This is a genomic window from Pseudomonas sp. H3_D04 (genome assembly GCF_054669175.1).
Genome location: NZ_CP162801.1, coordinates 3973697 through 3990917, shown reverse-complemented (window position 1 = coordinate 3990917; position 17221 = coordinate 3973697). Strand labels below are relative to the sequence as shown.

Below are 17221 nucleotides of genomic sequence, written 5' to 3'. Positions count from 1 at the left end.
GCGACCATAATGCCGCCCGTTCACTCGCTCAACGGTAAAGGCTGGATATGCAGGAAGACGCCCCAAAAATCGCCAAGGACGCCGCGCCGACCGGCACTCAGACACTGCTTCGTGGCCTGGGTGTGGTTCAGGCCGTGGCCAGCGGCGCCCGCGATCTCAAGGAAATCGCCCGGCTGATCGGTACGACGCGCAGCACCACCCATCGTCTGGCCAGTTGCCTGGTGGACGAGCGTTACCTGCGCGTGGTGCCGCAAGTCGGTTACCTGCTGGGGCCGAAGCTGATCGAGCTGGGGTTCCAGGCGCGTGAAGAGTTGCCGCTGGTGACTCTGGCCGGGCCGTATCTGGACGAGTTGTCGGCGTTGACCGGCGACACCATTCACCTGGCGATTCGTGAAGGCGACGAGGTGCTGTATCTGCACAAGAATCCGGGGCGCAATGGCCCGGAAATGCGCTCGCGGGTCGGCCATCGCATGCCGTTGGCGCGCACCGGGATCGGCAAGGCCTTGATGCTGGATGACTCGCAGGAAGAATGGCAACGGCTGTACGAAGTCAGCCTGCCGGCGGGTGGGAAAAATCTGTTCTGGCCGCTGCACCCGGAGCAGTCCTGGGAGCAGTTTCAGCAGCGCATGGTCGAATACGTGGCCGGCGGTTATGCCTTCGATCTGGAAGATAACGAACCGTCGATTCGCTGTGTGGCGGCGCCGATCCGTGATGCCAGTAAACGAATCGTCGCCGCCATCAGCATCGCCAGCACCGTGCCGTACATGCCGCTGGAAAAAATGGCCGAGCTGATTCCCCTGATCAAAGGGGTCACGGCCCGGCTCTCGGCAGAACTCGGCGCGAAGGTTTAGACCTTCAACGTCGCCATGTCGATGACGAAGCGGTACTTCACGTCACCGGCGATCATGCGGGCGTAAGCCTCGTTGATCTGGCGGATGTCGAGCATTTCGATGTCGCAGGTGATGTTGTGCTCGGCGCAGAAATCCAGCACTTCCTGGGTTTCGGCAATGCCGCCGATCAGCGAGCCGGCCAACACGCGACGGCTCATCACCAGTTTGCCGGCGTGGACCGGTGGATCGACCGGTTCGATCAACCCCACCATAATGTGCACGCCGTCGAAACGAAGCGTATCGAGGTAGGGATTGAGGTCGTGCTGCACCGGAATGGTGTCCAGCAGGAAGTCGAAATGTCCTGCGGCGGCCTTCATCTGTTCGGCATCGGTGGACACGATCACGTGGTCCGCCCCTTGACGACGACCTTCTTCAGCCTTGCTCGCCGAGCGGGTGAACAGCGTGACTTCCGCGCCCATCGCCTTGGCGAACTTGATGCCCATGTGGCCGAGGCCGCCCATGCCGAGAATCCCGACCTTGTCGCCGGCCTTCACGCCGTAGTGCTTTAGCGGCGAGTAAGTGGTGATGCCGGCACAGAGGATCGGCGCGGCACTGGCCAGGTCGAGTTTCTCGGGGATGCGCACAACGAAATGCTCGCTGACCACGATGCTGTCGGAGTAGCCGCCCATGGTGTTGCTGCCATCGACCCGGTCCGGGGTGGCGTAGGTCATGGTCGGACCTTCGAGGCAGTATTGCTCGAGGTTGGACCGGCAGGCTTCGCAGCTGCGGCAAGAATCGACCATGCAACCGACGCCGACCAGATCGCCGACTTTATGTTGGGTGACGTTCGCACCTATCGCTGTCACTTTGCCTACGATCTCGTGGCCGGGCATCAACGGGTAAACGGCAATGCCCCACTCGTTGCGGGCCTGATGGATGTCGGAATGGCAGACGCCGCAGTAGAGAATATCGATTGCCACATCGTCGGCTCTTGGGCTGCGGCGTTCGAATTTCACGGGGGCGAGGGGAGTGGTAGCCGACTGGGCGGCGTATCCGATGGCGGTGTACATGGTGAACCTCGCAAAAGCAATGACAAGTGAGGCGGCGCATTTTGGGCGCCGTGCCTGCCACGGGCCATGGCGATTCCTCCGGGTGTCATGCCTATTCCTCCGGCATCAGCGTTCGTTTGATCAAATGGGCGATCAGACCTGCGATGATGCTTTCATCCCTTTTTCCGCGACTTTTTTGTGAAGATTTCTCATGTTGTTAACCCGTCATCTTGATGCGAATGCCACGCTGGTTTCGCTGATCGAGCCCCTGACCACTCGCGATGGTTTCGCTCCTACGGCGTTGCCGGGCGTCCAGGTTTTACGGGCCAGTCGCGATGTGGCCCGTGGTCCGCAGATCTACGAGCCGAGCCTGGTGATCATCGCCCAAGGCAGCAAACTGGCGTATTTGGGGCCGCGCACGTTGGAGTACGGCGCCGGGCACTACCTGATTCAGGCATTGCCGGTGCCGTTTGAGTGCGAAACGTTTTCGGCGCCGGATGGGCCGATGCTCGGGGTGTCCATCGCCATCGACCGAGTGTTGCTCGGTGAGTTGGTGTTGGCCATGGGCCTGGTGCCGGGGCGCACGGTTCCTGCGCAAACACTGGAGTCCATGACGTCGGCGGTGCTCGACGATGCGATGCGTGGTTGCGTGGAGCGGCTGTTGCGTTGCCTGCACGATCCGCTGGAATGCCAGGTCATGGGGCCGGCGCGGTTGCGGGAATTGTTGTTCGTCGCGTTACGCGGTCCGCAAGCCGATGTGTTGCGTGCGCTGGTGGAGCAGCAAGGGCAGTTCGCCCGGATTGCAGCCTCGCTCAACCATCTGCACGGGCATTTCACCGAGCCGTTGAATGTGGAAACCCTGGCCAGTTGCGCGAACATGAGCGCGTCGACCTTCCATGAGCATTTCAAGCGCAGCACGTTGTTGTCGCCGGTGCAGTATTTGAAGCGCTTGCGCTTGCTCAAGGCGCAGCAGTTGTTGCTCGCCGAGGGTTTGGGCGTGGCGCAGGTGGCGCATCGGGTCGGGTATCAAAGCACGTCGCAGTTCAGTCGTGAGTACAAGCGCTACTTTGAGCGTAATCCGGGGGATGAGCGCGCTGCCTGAGTGGGTAGTGGTTCCTCTGTAGGAGTGAGCCTGCTCGCGATTGCGGTGGGTCAGTCGACATTTATTCTGAATGACACAACGCAATCGCGAGCAGGCTCACTCCTACAGGGGGATTATGGTGTGGGGTAAATGGCGGGCAACAAAAAGGCCCCCATTCCGGGAGCCTTGATGTTCAGGCGTTCGGCTTACATGTTCGGGTAAGTCGGGCCGCCAGCACCTTCCGGCGCCACCCACGTGATGTTCTGTGCAGGGTCCTTGATGTCGCAGGTCTTGCAGTGAACGCAGTTCTGGGCGTTGATCTGGAAGCGCTTCTCGCCGTCTTCCTTGGTCACCACTTCGTACACGCCGGCCGGGCAGTAACGCTGGGCAGGCTCATCGTACAGCGGCAGGTTCTTGGCTATCGGAATGCTCGGATCGGTCAGCTTCAGGTGGCACGGCTGCTCTTCTTCGTGGTTGGTACCGGAGATGAACACCGAGCTGAGTTTGTCGAAGCTGATCTTGCCGTCCGGTTTCGGGTAGTCGATCTTCTTGCAGTCGGCCGCCAGCTTCAGGCAAGCGTAATCAGGTTTGGTGTCGTGCAAGGTGAACGGCAGTTTGCCGCCGAAGATGTTCTGGTCGAGCCAGTTGAAACCACCGCCGACGATGGCGCCGAACTTGTGGATTGCCGGGCCGAAGTTGCGGCTGGCGAACAGTTCGTCGTAGAGCCAGCTCTTCTTGAAGGCGTCGACGTAAGTGGTCAACTCTTCGGTGCCGTCTTTTTCAGCGAACAGCGCCTCGGCCACGGACTCAGCGGCGAGCATGCCGGATTTCATGGCGGTGTGGCTGCCTTTGATCTTGGCGAAGTTCAGGGTGCCCAGGTCGCAACCGATCAGTGCGCCGCCCTTGAATACCATCTTCGGCAGCGAGTTCAGGCCACCTTTGCAGATGGCACGAGCGCCGTAGCTGATGCGCTTGCCGCCTTCCAGGTACTGCTTGAGCACCGGGTGATGCTTGAGGCGCTGGAACTCGTCGAACGGCGACAGGTAAGTGTTGCTGTAGGAGAGATCGACGATCAGACCGACGACCACCTGGTTGTTTTCCAGGTGGTAGAGGAACGAGCCACCGGTGTTCTCGGTGCCCATGATGTCCATCGGCCAACCGGCGGTATGGACCACCAGGCCTGGTTGATGCTTGGCCGGATCGACTTCCCAGATTTCTTTCAGGCCGATGCCGTAATGCTGGGCGTCGGCTTCGCTGTCGAGGTTGAAGCGTTTGATCAGCTGCTTGCCGATGTGGCCACGGCAACCTTCGGCGAACAGCGTGTACTTGCCGCGCAGTTCCATGCCAGGGGTGTACAGACCTTCCTTCGGTTGGCCTTCGCGGTCAACGCCCAGATCACCGGTGATGATTCCGCGAACCACGCCGTTCTCGTCGAACAGCGCTTCCTGAGCGGCGAAGCCTGGGTAGATTTCTACGCCCAGGTTCTCGGCCTGCTGGGCCAGCCAGCGGCACAGGTTGCCCAGGGAGATGATGTAGTTGCCATCGTTGTGCATGGTCTTGGGCACAAAGAAGTCAGGAATTTTTTGCGCGCTGTCGGCGTTTTTCAGAACGAAGATGTCATCGCGGGTCACTGGTGTGTTCAGCGGGGCGCCGAGCTCCTTCCAGTCCGGGAACAATTCGTTCAGGGCGCGGGGTTCGAAGATCGCGCCGGACAGGATGTGTGCGCCGACTTCGGAGCCTTTTTCGACCACGCAGACGCTGATTTCCTTACCGGCTTCAGCAGCCTTCTGCTTCAAGCGGCAGGCGGCGGAAAGACCCGCGGGGCCGGCACCGACGATGACCACGTCGAATTCCATGTATTCGCGTTCCACAGGTTATCTCCTACTCAAGGCTCAACAGTTTTTTTTTCTAATTGGAGGTTTGGTGTCGCATCCATGAATTCCTGCGCAATGCGCGGAACAGGACAATCGTATGACCACCTTTCTCTCTGGGTGGCGCATTATATCTACACCACTCCTAGCGTCCAATACAAACGTTTGTTTGAATTGGCTCAAAGCCAGAGAAATCAAAGTCACGCGGCTTATGAACGGCTATTTTGCCGTATTGACCGGAATAGGCGTTCCGGTCAAGATACGGTCGGTTTTGCGCTCGCCGTAGGCTGACTGTTGGGTTCAAGAGCACCTCTAAAGACAGGGCGATGGCAGTACAGGGTGATGCGCAGCGCAGTTTTGGTGCGCAGTTTACACGCCGCGATAATGAATGACTCGTCGGTCACCACTGACGAACGGTCATCACGCCTCGTGAGCAAGGTTCACTCGATACACCTGCCAGCGTTTTTAGAGGTGCCCTTGCGCCGATGAGCATCAAACCGCCAGGTTCGCCTAGGCGACTTTCTTTTCACCGGAGAGTAACGAGGAATCCATGAAGGTTCTTGTAGCTGTCAAACGCGTTGTGGATTACAACGTCAAGGTTCGCGTCAAGGCGGACAATTCCGGCGTCGACCTCGCCAACGTCAAGATGTCGATGAACCCGTTCTGCGAAATCGCAGTGGAAGAAGCCGTGCGCCTGAAAGAGAAAGGCGTTGCGACTGAAATCGTCGTCGTCTCCATCGGCCCGACCACCGCTCAAGAGCAACTGCGCACAGCGCTGGCTCTGGGTGCTGACCGCGCCATCCTCGTCGAGTCCGCTGAAGATCTGACTTCCCTGGCCGTTGCCAAGCTGCTCAAGGCTGTTGTCGACAAGGAACAGCCTCAGCTGGTGATTCTTGGCAAACAAGCCATCGACAGCGACAACAACCAGACTGGCCAGATGCTTGCTGCATTGAGCGGCTACGGTCAGGGCACCTTCGCTTCGAAAGTCGAAGTGTCCGGCGACACCGTTGCCGTGACCCGCGAAATCGACGGCGGCGCGCAGACGGTTTCCCTGAAACTGCCGGCCATCGTCACCACCGACCTGCGTTTGAACGAGCCGCGCTACGCGTCCCTGCCAAACATCATGAAAGCCAAGAAGAAGCCTCTCGAAGTGCTGACTCCGGACGCTTTGGGCGTTTCCACCGCCTCCACCAACAAGACCGTGAAAGTCGAAGCGCCAGCTGCACGCAGCGCGGGTATCAAGGTCAAGTCGGTGGCTGAACTGGTCGAGAAACTGAAAAACGAAGCGAAGGTAATCTAAATGACTATCTTGGTTATTGCTGAACACGACAACAAAGTAGTGGCCCCGGCCACGCTGAATACCGTGGCTGCCGCTGCCAAAATCGGCGGTGACATCCACGTTCTGGTTGCCGGCCAGGGCGTTGGCGCCGTGGCTGAGGCCGCTGCGAAAATCGCTGGCGTGGCGAAAGTGCTGGTGGCCGACAACGCCGCCTACGCTCATCAATTGCCGGAAAACGTCGCGCCGCTGGTAGCCGAGCTGGGCGCTGGTTACAGCCATATCCTGGCTGCCGCCACTTCCAACGGCAAAAACATCCTGCCGCGCGTTGCCGCTCAGCTGGACGTTGACCAGATCTCCGAGATCATCTCGGTCGAAAGCGCTGACACGTTCAAGCGCCCGATCTACGCCGGTAACGCCATCGCGACCGTTCAGTCGAACGCTGCAGTGAAAGTGATCACCGTGCGTGCCACCGGTTTCGACCCTGTGGCTGCTGAAGGTGGTTCGGCGTCGGTTGAAGCGGTTGCTGCTGCTCACGACGCTGGCACTTCCAGCTTCGTTGGCGAAGAACTGGCCAAGTCCGATCGTCCAGAACTGACCGCTGCCAAGATCGTCGTTTCCGGCGGCCGCGGCATGCAGAATGGCGACAACTTCAAACACCTGTACGCCTTGGCCGACAAGCTGGGCGCTGCCGTGGGTGCTTCCCGCGCCGCGGTCGACGCAGGTTTTGTACCCAACGACATGCAGGTCGGTCAGACCGGCAAGATCGTTGCTCCACAGCTGTACATCGCCGTCGGTATCTCCGGCGCGATCCAGCACCTGGCCGGCATGAAAGACTCCAAAGTGATCGTTGCGATCAACAAGGACGAAGAAGCGCCGATCTTCCAGGTGGCCGATTATGGCCTGGTGGCTGACCTGTTCGAAGCCATCCCCGAGTTCGAGAAGCTGGTCTAATCCAGTCGCTTGACTTATAAAGAGCCCGACCTTTTGGTCGGGCTTTTTTTTGTTCCGGATTTGAGTGGAGAGTGTTGCCATGGATTTGCGTCGCGTGGGTGGCTGGTCATTACTGCTGGGGCTGACGGTGCTGCCGGCGCTAGCCGTGGCGGCAGGCAAGTGCGAACGCCTGGTGGTGACCGGAAGCCCGGACGCGCCGCCGTACTTGTGGCAAGACCCGCAAAACCCCAAGCACCTGATCGGCGCCAGCGCAGACCTGTTGCAACACGTGGCAGGGGAGTTGGGCATCAAAGTCGAACTGCTTTACGCCGGCAAGCGCGCCCAGGCCCTGGACGAAGTGCGCAGCGGACGCATGGACATGCTGGCCGACGCGCCGTTGACCGTCAGCGAGCTGGACACCCTGGATTACATCCATCCGCCGTTGCTGGAAAACGACTATCTGGTCTGGACCCGAAAAAACTCGGCATTGGTCTATAACCAGGCGCAAGACCTTCACGGCCATCCGGGTGCCGTGTCGGAAAAGTCTCGAATGACCCAGGCATTCGGCACTTTCGCCGACCAGCAATTGACCCTCGTGCGTACCCCGAACCTGACCCAGGCCTTTCAGAAACTGCTGCTGGGCGAGGTGGAGTTTGTCCTCGCCGGACGCTACTCGGGCATGGCCGCCGCGCAATCGCTGAGCATGGCCAACGACCTGATCGCTCGTCCCCAACCGGTCGACAAACCTGGCCTGTTCCTCGCGGTTTCCCATAACTCCGCCTGCAACGATCCGTGGTTGCGCGGACAGCTGGCCAAAAAGATGACAGAATTGCCCGCGTCCGGACTGACGGAAAGCGTGCTGCAACGCAATATCGAGCGTTGGACAGCGCAGCAACAGCAACCCGTCAGTACCCCAAAACAGTAGGGATTTTTAGTGAGTATTCGACCTCTTTTCGCTGCCCTGGCCGTTCTGGCTCTGGCGGGTTGTGCAGCCGATCCGGCGCCGAATGAACAAATACGCTTGACCGAACAGGCGCTTGAACAAGCCAAAGCCGTAGGCGCCACCGCCGCCGACGTGCCGGAACTCAAATTGGCCGAAGACAAGTTTTCCCGTGCCCAGGGCGACATGACGGATCAGTCCTACAGGCATGCGCGCATGCGGGCCGAGCAGGCTGAACTGGACGCGCGTCTGGCTGAAGCCAAGGTGCTGACCCTCAAGAGTGAGGAGCAGTTGAATGTGCTCAATACCCGCATCACTCGCCTGCGCAAGCAGCTGGGAGATGCCCAATGAGCCTCAAGTCCAAAGCACTCGGCGGATTGATCCTCGCAGGTTGTGCAAGCCTTTACGGCTGCGCCGGCCAACACAGCGAAACTGCATTGCAGCAGGCCGGGACTGACTTCCAGAAGGTCAAGGAAGACTCCAACGTGCTGCGAATCGCGCCCAAGGACGTGATTCGTGCCGGTGAATCCCTCGCCCGTGCTGATCGTCTTTCCAGTTACTGGGGCAGCGGTTCGGATGTGGTGCATTACGCCTACCTGAGCCAGCGCTACAGCGAAATTGCCCGTGAGCACACCAATCAGGTGCTCAACGAAGAGCGCGCGGCGAAGCTCGAACTGGAACGTCAGCGCCTGCAACTGGCCTTGCGCGAATCCAAATTGCTCAGCGTGCAGCAGCAAGGCAAGTGGCTCGAAGAACAGATTGTCGCCCTGGCAACCACCCAGACCGACCGTGGCCTGGTGATGACCCTGGGCGACGTGCTGTTCGACACCGGCGAAGCGGAGTTGAAGAATTCGGCGAACCGCGTGGTCCTGAAGATCGTGCAGTTCCTGCAGCTCAACCCCAAGCGCGTGGTCCGTATCGAGGGCTACACCGACAGCACAGGCGGCAAGCAGGACAACCTCAAGTTGTCCCGTGACCGTGCGCAATCGGTGGCGAACGTGCTGATGGACCTGGGTATCGACGACAAACGTATCAAAGTCGAAGGCTACGGCGATGAATACCCGGTGGACGTGAATGCTTCCGAGCGTGGTCGTGCACAGAACCGTCGGGTGGAAATTGTGTTCTCCGACGAAAAAGGCCAGCTCGGCGCCGCCCGCTAAGGGCTGCGTTACTGGAAAACCCGGCCTGCCTGACAGCGCCGGGTTTTTTTGCGCCTGCCAATTGGCTCTCAAAACAGTACAGTTTTTGCTGACACTGCACTGTACGGTCGACTATTGTGGCAACTGTCCCAGTACACTTCTAAACTGTTCCGGTATTGTTTCACACAAGAATAAAATGCCCGTGAAATCGAGTGCTGCGTCATGACCAATCTCTTGCTCTACCAACGTATTGCTCAGCAACTGGCCGAAGATATCCGTCGTGGTGTCTATCAACCGGGGGAACGCGTGCCTTCGGTGCGCAAGATGAGCTCGCAGCTCAACGTCAGCCATGCGACTGTTTTGCAGGCTTACGCCAATCTCGAGGATCAAGGGCTGATCCGCGCCCGGCCGCAGTCGGGTTACTACGTGCACCAGACGCCGGCCCTGACGGCGCCCACGCCGGACATCGCCCGGGTCGAGCGGCCCGGCCTGGTCACCCGTAGCAGCATCATTCAGCAAGTGCTGGTCGAATCCCGCCGCGAGGGTGTTTTTCCCTTGGGCGCAGCGGTGCCGAGCGTCGATTATCTGCCGGTCCGCGCCTTGCACCAGCAATTGGCAAAAGTCACCCGTTTCCATAGCCCGCGTGCCTTCAGCTACATGTTCAGCCCCGGTTTTGAACCGTTGCGCCGGCAGGTGGCGATCCGCATGCGTGATGCCGGCGTGGTGGTCGATCCGTCCGAAGTGGTGATCACCCACGGCTGTGTCGATGCATTGCAGATGTCTCTTCGCGTGCTGACCCGGCCGGGCGACCTGATCGCCGCCGAATCGCCCACTTATTACGGTTTGCTGCAATTGGCCGACTTGCTGGGTCTCAAAGTCATCGAGATCCCCAGCGACCCGGCGACTGGCATGAGCCTCGAAGCCCTGCAATTGGCGGCCAACCAGTGGTCGATCAAGGCGCTGGTACTGACCACGCGTCTGAGTAATCCACTGGGCGGTACCATGCCCGAAGAGCGGCAGAAACAACTGCTGCGCCTGGCCTCGGATTTCGATATCCAGATCGTTGAAGACGACATCTACGGCGAGTTGATGTTCGAACAAGGCCGGACCAAATCGCTCAAGGCCTACGATCGGCTGGATCGGGTGATTTATTGCTCGAGCTTCTCCAAGACCCTGTCACCGGGCGTGCGGATTGGCTGGATGATTGCCGGCAAATACCAGCAAGAGATTCAGCGTTTGCAAACGTTCAGCACGCATTCGGCGTGCAGCGTCACGCAGATGGGCATCGCCGCGTACCTGGAGAATGGCGGTTACGACCGTCACTTGCGCTACATCCGTCAGGAATACCGCAAGAACCTGAGCGCCTTCCAGTTGGCCGTGCAGCAGTATTTCCCGGAAGGCACGCAGATGACCCGGCCCACCGGCGGTTTCATTCTGTGGGTCAGTCTGCCGGGGCGGGTCAACACTCAGGAACTGCATGTGCGTGCGTTGCAGCAGGGCATCAGTATCGCGCCGGGGCTGATTTTCAGTAACACCGAGCAGTTCAATCACTGCATCCGCTTGAACTGTGGAACGCCCTGGAACCGTGAAGCCGAGCGCGCATTGATGACCTTGGGAATGTTGGCGACTCAACTGTGCCAGGAGACGACCAGCGGTTTCTGACAAGTGCGTCGGTCGTTTCGTACACGTGCTTGTCATGTTGCGTACAACAGGCGAGCATATGGCCCTCTGCCGTTAGCGTCGTTGGTTCCATGAAACCGATTTTTCCTGCCGCCTGCCTATCGATCTGCCTCCTCTTGACCGTTAATGTCCAAGGCGTCATGGCGGCTTCGACTCAGGAAAAGCCGGCAGCCAGCGCAACAACGTCGAAAAAACCGGTTGCCGCGAAGAAAACTACTGCGGTGAAAAAAAACGTCGCGCCAGTCAAAAAGAAACCGGCTGTGCTGAAAAAGCGGCCGCCGATTGCTTCAAAGTCGAAATCGGCCCGAGAAGTGGCGAAGACTCAACTCCCTTCCGCCGATCTGGACCTGAGCCTGCCTAAAGATTTGGTCGAAGAGCTGAAACCGGTCGGTACGGTCCCTATGCCACGACGCGACTCCGTGTTGCCGGAGATGTTCGGTGACAAGAACAGTCAATTTCAGCTCAACGGCCGGCTGCTCAGCAACGAAATGCAGTTGCAACTGCGCAATGAAGAGCGCCGGGACGTCGAAGGCGCAGCGCTGGATTTCGAGTTCAAACAGTAAATCTGCACTGATTCGTGACCCGCGACCCAGACGCTTTGTCGGAGACTGGTCAGTCACGTTCGTTTGAGCGTAAAAACCCCGGTCCAGGTAATTTAAAACAGCTGTTTTAGCGGTTACTCTGTGCCCCGTCCATTAACACATCACCCGTCGCGAGGAGCTTGTCGTCATGAAATGCCGTGAAGGCTGTGGCGCCTGTTGCATTGCCCCTTCCATCAGTTCACCGATTCCCGGCATGCCCAATGGCAAAGCCGCTGGCGAACGTTGCATCCAACTGTCTGTCGATAACCTGTGCAGCATTTTCGGCGATCCACAACGTCCTGCCGTATGTTCGGCGTTTGAAGCCGACGTTGAAGTCTGCGGAAGCAGCAGTGACGAAGCGATCAAGCTGCTGGGATGGTGGGAGCAGATGACGGCTGCATGATGTGTCCTGAGAACGGAACTTCAACAAAAAGGAATAAGACTATGGGTTCGCTGCATCGAATGGCTGTGCTGTGTGGTTTGACGGTGGTGCTGGCCACCACGGCTGCACAGGCCGAGGACTGGAAAGTCGCCAAGAATGAAGACGGCATCAAGGTGTCCCTGAGTGAAGTGGCCGGTTCCGATTACAAAGCGTACCAGGGCGTCACCCTGATGAAGACCACCATGGCCAAATTGCGCGCGCTGCAGGAAGACGTGGCAGGCGCCTGCACTTGGATTCACGACTGCAAGACCCAGAAGCTGCTCAAGCACGAAGGTGATCAGAACTGGACCTACACCCAGTTCAATACCCCGTGGCCGGTGACTCCGCGTGATTCGGTGTTGCATATCACCACCACCGAAGGCGCCGACGGCAGCCTGACCCGCAAGCTTGAAGGCATGCCGAAGTACGTGGCTGAGGAAAAGGGCTTCGTGCGAGTCACCAAGGTCGACGGTTTCTGGAAGTTCGTCCCCAAGGGTGACCAGATCGAAGTGACCTACCAGGTGCACACCGAGCCAGGCGGCAGCATCCCATCGATGGTCGCCAACAAGTTCGTGGTCGATGCGCCATTCAACACGCTCAAGGCCCTGAAAGAGCGCGCCGAGAAGTAATCGCACGCTGTTTCATGAAGCGCCCCGACCTCTCGGGGCGTTTTTTATTGGGCAATCGTCAGTTATGCGCAATCCATGTGGGAGCGAACCGGCTCGCGATAGCGGTTTCTCATCCGAAAGAGGTGTCGACTGATCCACCGCTATCGCGAACAGGCCGGCTCTCACCGGAATATTTTGTTTCCAGATATACGTTGCACAAAATTTTCACAACGCCTCCAAGACAATTCGCCCGCGTCAGCCTGCCGGGCACTAATCAATGGCAATGCTGCGGGTGATCGTGCAACATTTGCGCACCGCGCAAGCCCCGGGGCCGTGAACTGGCCAACAGAGGGCAGGGCGCCGCTTTATTTTTGAAACTTCAACTTCCAATGGGTCCTAAAACGACATGGCAAACCCGGACGCCCTGAGTCAGCAGCGAGCTTCTAGTCGCCTGCTGCAACCGACCGTCAAATCGCACCTGGCCTACACGCTGCTGTGCGCCATGGTCATGATGGTCATGTTCAGCCTGCTGCGCGTTGCGCTGCTGGTCTACAACCGCGAAATGATCCAGGATTCACCCGCCTCGACCTTCATCGAGGCGTTCGCCAATGGTCTGCGTTTCGACCTGCGCCTGGTGGTCTACCTCTGCATTCCGCTGATTCTGGCACTGTTCAGCGCCCGGGCCATGGCCGCTCGCGGATTCTTCCGCTTCTGGCTGACCATCGCAGCGAGCACCGCGCTGTTCCTGGGCTTGATGGAGATGGATTTCTACCGCGAGTTCCACCAGCGCCTCAATGGCTTGGTCTTCCAATATGTGAAGGAAGACCCGAAAACCGTGATGAGCATGCTCTGGTACGGTTTTCCTGTGGTTCGCTACCTGCTGGCCTGGGCTTTCGGCACGTTGATCCTGACCCTCGCGTTCAAGGGCGCCGACCGCGCGACCCGTCCTCGCGGCCCGTTCAGTGGCGGCAGCATCGGCGCGCGCCAGATCGCCCCGTGGTATACGCGAGGCGTCGTGTTCGTGGTCTGTCTGCTGGTTTGCGTGGTTGCCGCTCGTGGCACCCTGCGTCAGGGCCCGCCGCTACGTTGGGGTGACGTCTACACCACCGATTCGAACTTCGCCAACCAGTTGGGCCTCAACGGCACCCTGTCGCTGATCGCGGCGGCCAAGAGCCGGATGTCCGAAGAGCGCGACAACATCTGGAAAGCCACGCTGGACCAACCAGTGGCTCAGCAGACCGTCCGCGATATGTTGCTGACCCCAAGCGACAAACTGGTGGATGGCGAAACTGCTGCCGTGCGTCGTAACTACTCCCCGGCCGCTGACAAGACCCTGCCGATCAAGAACGTCGTTGTGATCCTGATGGAAAGCTTCGCCGGTCACTCGGTGGGCGCGCTGGGTCGTCCGGGTAACGTCACGCCGTACTTTGACAAGCTGTCCAAAGAAGGCCTGTTGTTCGACCGCTTCTTCTCCAACGGCACCCATACCCACCAGGGCATGTTCGCCACCATGGCCTGCTTCCCGAACCTGCCGGGCTTCGAATACCTGATGCAGACCCCGGAAGGCAGCCACAAACTGTCCGGCCTGCCACAGTTGCTCAGCGCCCGTGACTACGACGATGTGTACGTCTACAACGGTGACTTCGCCTGGGACAACCAGTCGGGCTTCTTCAGCAACCAGGGCATGACCAACTTCATCGGGCGTAACGACTTCGTCAACCCGGTGTTCTCCGACCCGACCTGGGGCGTCTCTGACCAGGACATGTTCAACCGGGGTCTGGAAGAGTTGAAGGCCCGCGACGGCAAGGACAAAAAACCGTTCTATGCCTTGCTGCAAACCCTGTCCAACCACACGCCTTACGCCTTGCCGACGCCTTTGCCGGTCGAGCGAGTGACCGACCGTGGCAGCCTCAACGAACATTTGACCGCCATGCGCTACTCCGACTGGGCGCTGGGTCAGTTCTTCGAGCAGGCGCGTAAAGAACCGTACTTCAAGGAAACCCTGTTCGTGGTGGTCGGCGACCATGGTTTCGGCAACGAGCAGCAGATCACCGAAATGGACCTGGGCCGATTCAACGTACCGATGCTGCTGATCGGGCCGGGCGTGCAGGAAAAATTCGGCCAGGTTGACCACACCGTGGGCACCCAGATCGACATCGTGCCGACCATCATGGGGCGTATCGGTGGCGACGTGATTCACCAGTGCTGGGGGCGTGACTTGCTGAACCTGCCGGAAGGCGACAAGGGCTTCGGCGTAATCAAGCCATCGGGCAGCGATCAAACCGTAGCGTTGCTGACCGCGGATCGCGTGTTGGTGCTGCCTAAGGAAATGCCGCCCAAGTTGTATCAGTACGAACTGGGCGCCAATTCGAAAGGCGAACTGATTCCGGCGTCGGCTGACGAAGCGGCCCTCAAGCAGAAACTCGAGTCGTTCATCCAGACGGCCACCAAGAGCCTGATCGACAACACCGCCGGTGTGGTTGACGGCAAGCCGGACTAAGTTTTCGGCGCAATAAAAAAGAGGCCCTTCGAGGGCCTCTTTTTTTTGCTGTTAAATCTTTATATCTTGCCAAGTAACAGCAGAATCAACAGCACCACCAACACCACGCCGATGATACCCGACGGGCCATAACCCCAACTTCTGGAGTGTGGAAAGACCGGCAAACCACCTACCAGCAGGAGAATCAGAATTACGATAAGAATTGTGCCCATGTCTATTTCCTTGTTGGAAGTGTTCTGGAATGACCTAGCTTTTAACTGTCAGTCGGACTGCAATAAACCCGAGCTGCTTACAAAATCCGACTGTCGCGTGCGTCGGAAAATTCCAAGTTTTTTTAATGTTTTTCGAAGAAAGCCTTATTTCGTTTTTGGCGGTGTTAGTTGATTCCGGCGCTCCCTCGGTTTGCTCGGACCATTCAGCAATCTGATGGAGCGTGGGTCGCGCAATGTCCTTCGCTACACTCAGCGCATCTTCCCCAGAACAACAAGGCTGTTTGCTATGCAAAATCGCATGATGATCACTGGCGCGGGCTCAGGCCTGGGTCGCGAAATCGCGCTGCGCTGGGCGCGTGAAGGCTGGCAGCTGGCCTTGTCGGACGTCAGCGAACCCGGTCTGCAGGAAACCCTGAAGCTGGTTCGCGAAGCGGGTGGCGACGGTTTTATCCAGCGTTGCGATGTGCGCGATTACAGCCAACTGACCGCTTTCGCCCAGGCCTGCGAAGAGAAACTTGGCGGCATCGATATCATCGTCAACAACGCTGGCGTGGCCTCGGGCGGGTTCTTCAGTGAACTGTCCCTGGAAGATTGGGACTGGCAGATCGCGATCAACCTGATGGGCGTGGTCAAGGGCTGCAAGGCCTTCCTGCCGCTGCTGGAAAAAAGCAAAGGCAAAATCATCAACATCGCGTCCATGGCCGCTCTCATGCAAGGCCCGGCCATGAGCAACTACAACGTGGCCAAGGCCGGCGTAGTGGCCCTGTCCGAAAGCCTGCTGGTCGAATTGGCGCAACAGGAAGTGGGCGTGCACGTGGTCTGCCCGTCGTTCTTTCAGACCAACCTGCTGGATTCCTTCCGTGGCCCGACTCCGGCCATGAAAGCCCAGGTCGGCAAACTGCTGGAGAGTTCGCCGATCACCGCGACGGACATTGCCGATTACATCTATGAGCACGTCGCCGCCGGTGAATTCATGATCCTGCCCCACGAGCAGGGCCGCATGGCCTGGGCACTCAAGCAGAAGAACCCGCAACTGCTTTACAACGAAATGACCACCATGGCCGACAAAATGCGCGCCAAGGCCAAACAAAACGCAGGCTGAACTTGCCCGTGCGCAACACCGTCGTTAGGGTGGCCGCAACCGGTCATCCTTACGAGACGTATGCATGCTCAATTACCTGTGGTTTTTCCTCGCGGCGCTGTTCGAAATCGCCGGCTGCTTCGCCTTCTGGATGTGGCTGCGCCAAGGTAAGAGCATGTGGTGGGTGGTGCCGGCGCTGCTCAGCCTGACGTTGTTCGCGCTGTTGCTGACCCGTGTCGAGGCGACTTACGCCGGTCGCGCCTATGCCGCCTATGGGGGCATTTACATCGTCGCCTCGATCGGTTGGCTGGCGGTGATCGAGCGAGTTCGTCCCCTGGGCTCAGACTGGCTGGGCGTGGCGCTGTGCGTGATCGGGGCCAGTGTGATTCTGTTCGGCCCGCGTTTCTCTGCTTCCTGAAGCGGCATTCAAACGATTTGTCAGACGTTTCCGTAAGGGGCATCTTCCTGCGCTGTAGGGCGGGACTGATTTGCCGCTGTTGCATTGAAGAGCGGCTGCGGGCCGGGCATCTTCGAGGGCCGGTAACCCTGAAGGATGAATGCCATGCTTGTACTCAGTCGCGTTGTGGGCGAGATGATTTCCATCGGTGACAACATTTCAGTGCGCATCATCGCCGTCAACGGAGGCAGCGTGCGCTTCGGTGTCGAAGCGCCACAAAACGTCAATGTGCACCGGGCCGAGGTCTACGATCGCATCCAGGTCAAACTGGCGAAAACCAAAAGACGCTGAGCGCCTCAGTCGAACAGGTGCTTGGGCACATCGTGCTTGAGCATCAACTGGCATTGCTCGCTGTCCGGATCAAAAACGATCAGCGCCTGCCCCTTGGTCAATGCCTGGCGAACACGCAATACGCGGGTTTCCAGCGGCGTGTCGTCACCATTGTCCGTACCGTCGCGGGTCACGAAGTCCTCGATCAGGCGGGTCAGGGTGTCGACTTCAAGTTGGTCGTAGGGAATCAGCATAGGCACCTCGGCTAAACAATGGCGCGATGCTACGGCGA

19 protein-coding genes are annotated in these 17221 nt (G+C 59.0%); 15 read left to right on the top strand and 4 right to left on the bottom strand.

The window, feature by feature from the left end:
• The first annotated feature begins 47 nt into the window (after positions 1-47).
• On the top strand, positions 48-851 hold the full coding sequence (locus AB4N91_RS18325) for an IclR family transcriptional regulator (RefSeq protein WP_010461783.1): 804 nt from the start codon (positions 48-50) through the stop codon (positions 849-851).
• On the opposite strand, the gene AB4N91_RS18320 is transcribed toward AB4N91_RS18325, so the two are convergent.
• Positions 848-1900: an NAD(P)-dependent alcohol dehydrogenase gene (locus tag AB4N91_RS18320; RefSeq protein WP_145308719.1), complete on the bottom strand. Its 1053-nt coding sequence runs from the start codon at positions 1898-1900 to the stop codon at positions 848-850. The two genes, AB4N91_RS18325 and AB4N91_RS18320, sit on opposite strands and share 4 nt — an antisense overlap.
• 190 nt (positions 1901-2090) lie before the next feature.
• Between AB4N91_RS18320 and AB4N91_RS18315 the strand changes: the two genes are divergently transcribed.
• On the top strand, positions 2091-2981 hold the full coding sequence (locus AB4N91_RS18315) for an AraC family transcriptional regulator (protein WP_010461779.1): 891 nt from the start codon (positions 2091-2093) through the stop codon (positions 2979-2981).
• Between the two features lie 185 nt (positions 2982-3166).
• On the opposite strand, the gene AB4N91_RS18310 is transcribed toward AB4N91_RS18315, so the two are convergent.
• Positions 3167-4831 (bottom strand): electron transfer flavoprotein-ubiquinone oxidoreductase, encoded by a 1665-nt coding sequence (locus tag AB4N91_RS18310; RefSeq protein WP_010461777.1) that lies wholly within the window; start codon positions 4829-4831, stop codon positions 3167-3169.
• A 550-nt stretch (positions 4832-5381) separates the two neighbouring features.
• Here AB4N91_RS18310 and AB4N91_RS18305 point away from each other — a divergent pair.
• The 10 genes from AB4N91_RS18305 to AB4N91_RS18260 all read left to right on the top strand — a co-directional run bounded on the left by AB4N91_RS18305 (position 5382) and on the right by AB4N91_RS18260 (position 14909).
• Entirely contained in the window at positions 5382-6131 is a 750-nt protein-coding gene (locus AB4N91_RS18305; RefSeq protein ID WP_010461775.1) for an electron transfer flavoprotein subunit beta/FixA family protein, read from the top strand.
• Entirely contained in the window at positions 6132-7061 is a 930-nt protein-coding gene (locus AB4N91_RS18300) for an electron transfer flavoprotein subunit alpha/FixB family protein (RefSeq protein WP_010461774.1), read from the top strand.
• Between the two features lie 79 nt (positions 7062-7140).
• Complete coding sequence (locus AB4N91_RS18295; protein WP_154912856.1) at positions 7141-7965, top strand: substrate-binding periplasmic protein; 825 nt, start codon at positions 7141-7143, stop codon at positions 7963-7965.
• 9 nt (positions 7966-7974) lie between these two features.
• Positions 7975-8331: a DUF4398 domain-containing protein gene (locus AB4N91_RS18290; RefSeq protein WP_010461770.1), complete on the top strand. Its 357-nt coding sequence runs from the start codon at positions 7975-7977 to the stop codon at positions 8329-8331.
• The gene (locus AB4N91_RS18285) at positions 8328-9140 is read left to right on the top strand and encodes an OmpA family protein (protein WP_077747974.1); all 813 of its coding nucleotides are present in this window, start codon (positions 8328-8330) and stop codon (positions 9138-9140) included. Before AB4N91_RS18290 ends, AB4N91_RS18285 begins: the two co-directional genes overlap by 4 nt.
• A 201-nt stretch (positions 9141-9341) precedes the next feature.
• The gene (locus AB4N91_RS18280; protein WP_010461766.1) at positions 9342-10781 is read left to right on the top strand and encodes an aminotransferase-like domain-containing protein; all 1440 of its coding nucleotides are present in this window, start codon (positions 9342-9344) and stop codon (positions 10779-10781) included.
• An 89-nt stretch (positions 10782-10870) separates the two neighbouring features.
• Positions 10871-11362, top strand: coding sequence for a hypothetical protein (locus AB4N91_RS18275; protein ID WP_042932282.1), 492 nt, complete (start codon positions 10871-10873; stop codon positions 11360-11362).
• Between the two features lie 166 nt (positions 11363-11528).
• Complete coding sequence (locus AB4N91_RS18270; protein WP_010461764.1) at positions 11529-11783, top strand: YkgJ family cysteine cluster protein; 255 nt, start codon at positions 11529-11531, stop codon at positions 11781-11783.
• A gap of 41 nt (positions 11784-11824) precedes the next feature.
• On the top strand, positions 11825-12430 hold the full coding sequence (locus tag AB4N91_RS18265; protein ID WP_460111471.1) for an START domain-containing protein: 606 nt from the start codon (positions 11825-11827) through the stop codon (positions 12428-12430).
• A 385-nt stretch (positions 12431-12815) separates the two neighbouring features.
• A complete protein-coding gene (locus AB4N91_RS18260) occupies positions 12816-14909 on the top strand; it encodes an LTA synthase family protein (protein WP_010461762.1) in 2094 nt (697 codons plus the stop codon).
• A 59-nt stretch (positions 14910-14968) separates the two neighbouring features.
• Here the strand turns inward: AB4N91_RS18260 and AB4N91_RS18255 are convergent, their stop codons facing one another.
• Positions 14969-15127 carry a DUF3309 family protein gene (locus tag AB4N91_RS18255; protein WP_169858239.1) on the bottom strand — a complete coding sequence of 53 codons (159 nt, stop codon included), beginning with the start codon at positions 15125-15127 and terminating at the stop codon, positions 14969-14971.
• A 280-nt stretch (positions 15128-15407) separates the two neighbouring features.
• Here AB4N91_RS18255 and AB4N91_RS18250 point away from each other — a divergent pair, with 280 nt between their 5' ends.
• The 3 genes from AB4N91_RS18250 to csrA all read left to right on the top strand — a co-directional run bounded on the left by AB4N91_RS18250 (position 15408) and on the right by csrA (position 16950).
• Positions 15408-16223: an SDR family oxidoreductase gene (locus AB4N91_RS18250; protein WP_200667956.1), complete on the top strand. Its 816-nt coding sequence runs from the start codon at positions 15408-15410 to the stop codon at positions 16221-16223.
• A 64-nt stretch (positions 16224-16287) separates the two neighbouring features.
• Positions 16288-16620 carry a YnfA family protein gene (locus AB4N91_RS18245; protein WP_077747972.1) on the top strand — a complete coding sequence of 111 codons (333 nt, stop codon included), beginning with the start codon at positions 16288-16290 and terminating at the stop codon, positions 16618-16620.
• 144 nt (positions 16621-16764) lie between these two features.
• On the top strand, positions 16765-16950 hold the full coding sequence (csrA, locus tag AB4N91_RS18240; protein ID WP_010461752.1) for a carbon storage regulator CsrA: 186 nt from the start codon (positions 16765-16767) through the stop codon (positions 16948-16950).
• Between the two features lie 5 nt (positions 16951-16955).
• Here the strand turns inward: csrA and AB4N91_RS18235 are convergent, their stop codons facing one another.
• On the bottom strand, positions 16956-17183 hold the full coding sequence (locus AB4N91_RS18235) for a YheU family protein (protein ID WP_010461751.1): 228 nt from the start codon (positions 17181-17183) through the stop codon (positions 16956-16958).
• Positions 17184-17221: the final 38 nt, after the last annotated feature.

Coding starts and splice junctions, on each gene's coding strand:
- AB4N91_RS18295 (WP_154912856.1), top strand. CDS start 7,141: ATGGATTTGCGTCGCGTGGGTGGCTGGTCATTACTGCTGGGGCTGACG.
- AB4N91_RS18245 (WP_077747972.1), top strand. CDS start 16,288: ATGCTCAATTACCTGTGGTTTTTCCTCGCGGCGCTGTTCGAAATCGCC.
- AB4N91_RS18305 (WP_010461775.1), top strand. CDS start 5,382: ATGAAGGTTCTTGTAGCTGTCAAACGCGTTGTGGATTACAACGTCAAG.
- AB4N91_RS18270 (WP_010461764.1), top strand. CDS start 11,529: ATGAAATGCCGTGAAGGCTGTGGCGCCTGTTGCATTGCCCCTTCCATC.
- AB4N91_RS18300 (WP_010461774.1), top strand. CDS start 6,132: ATGACTATCTTGGTTATTGCTGAACACGACAACAAAGTAGTGGCCCCG.
- AB4N91_RS18260 (WP_010461762.1), top strand. CDS start 12,816: ATGGCAAACCCGGACGCCCTGAGTCAGCAGCGAGCTTCTAGTCGCCTG.
- AB4N91_RS18250 (WP_200667956.1), top strand. CDS start 15,408: ATGCAAAATCGCATGATGATCACTGGCGCGGGCTCAGGCCTGGGTCGC.
- AB4N91_RS18325 (WP_010461783.1), top strand. CDS start 48: ATGCAGGAAGACGCCCCAAAAATCGCCAAGGACGCCGCGCCGACCGGC.
- csrA (WP_010461752.1), top strand. CDS start 16,765: ATGCTTGTACTCAGTCGCGTTGTGGGCGAGATGATTTCCATCGGTGAC.
- AB4N91_RS18235 (WP_010461751.1), bottom strand. CDS start 17,183: ATGCTGATTCCCTACGACCAACTTGAAGTCGACACCCTGACCCGCCTG.
- AB4N91_RS18320 (WP_145308719.1), bottom strand. CDS start 1,900: ATGTACACCGCCATCGGATACGCCGCCCAGTCGGCTACCACTCCCCTC.
- AB4N91_RS18315 (WP_010461779.1), top strand. CDS start 2,091: ATGTTGTTAACCCGTCATCTTGATGCGAATGCCACGCTGGTTTCGCTG.
- AB4N91_RS18265 (WP_460111471.1), top strand. CDS start 11,825: ATGGGTTCGCTGCATCGAATGGCTGTGCTGTGTGGTTTGACGGTGGTG.
- AB4N91_RS18275 (WP_042932282.1), top strand. CDS start 10,871: ATGAAACCGATTTTTCCTGCCGCCTGCCTATCGATCTGCCTCCTCTTG.
- AB4N91_RS18285 (WP_077747974.1), top strand. CDS start 8,328: ATGAGCCTCAAGTCCAAAGCACTCGGCGGATTGATCCTCGCAGGTTGT.
- AB4N91_RS18280 (WP_010461766.1), top strand. CDS start 9,342: ATGACCAATCTCTTGCTCTACCAACGTATTGCTCAGCAACTGGCCGAA.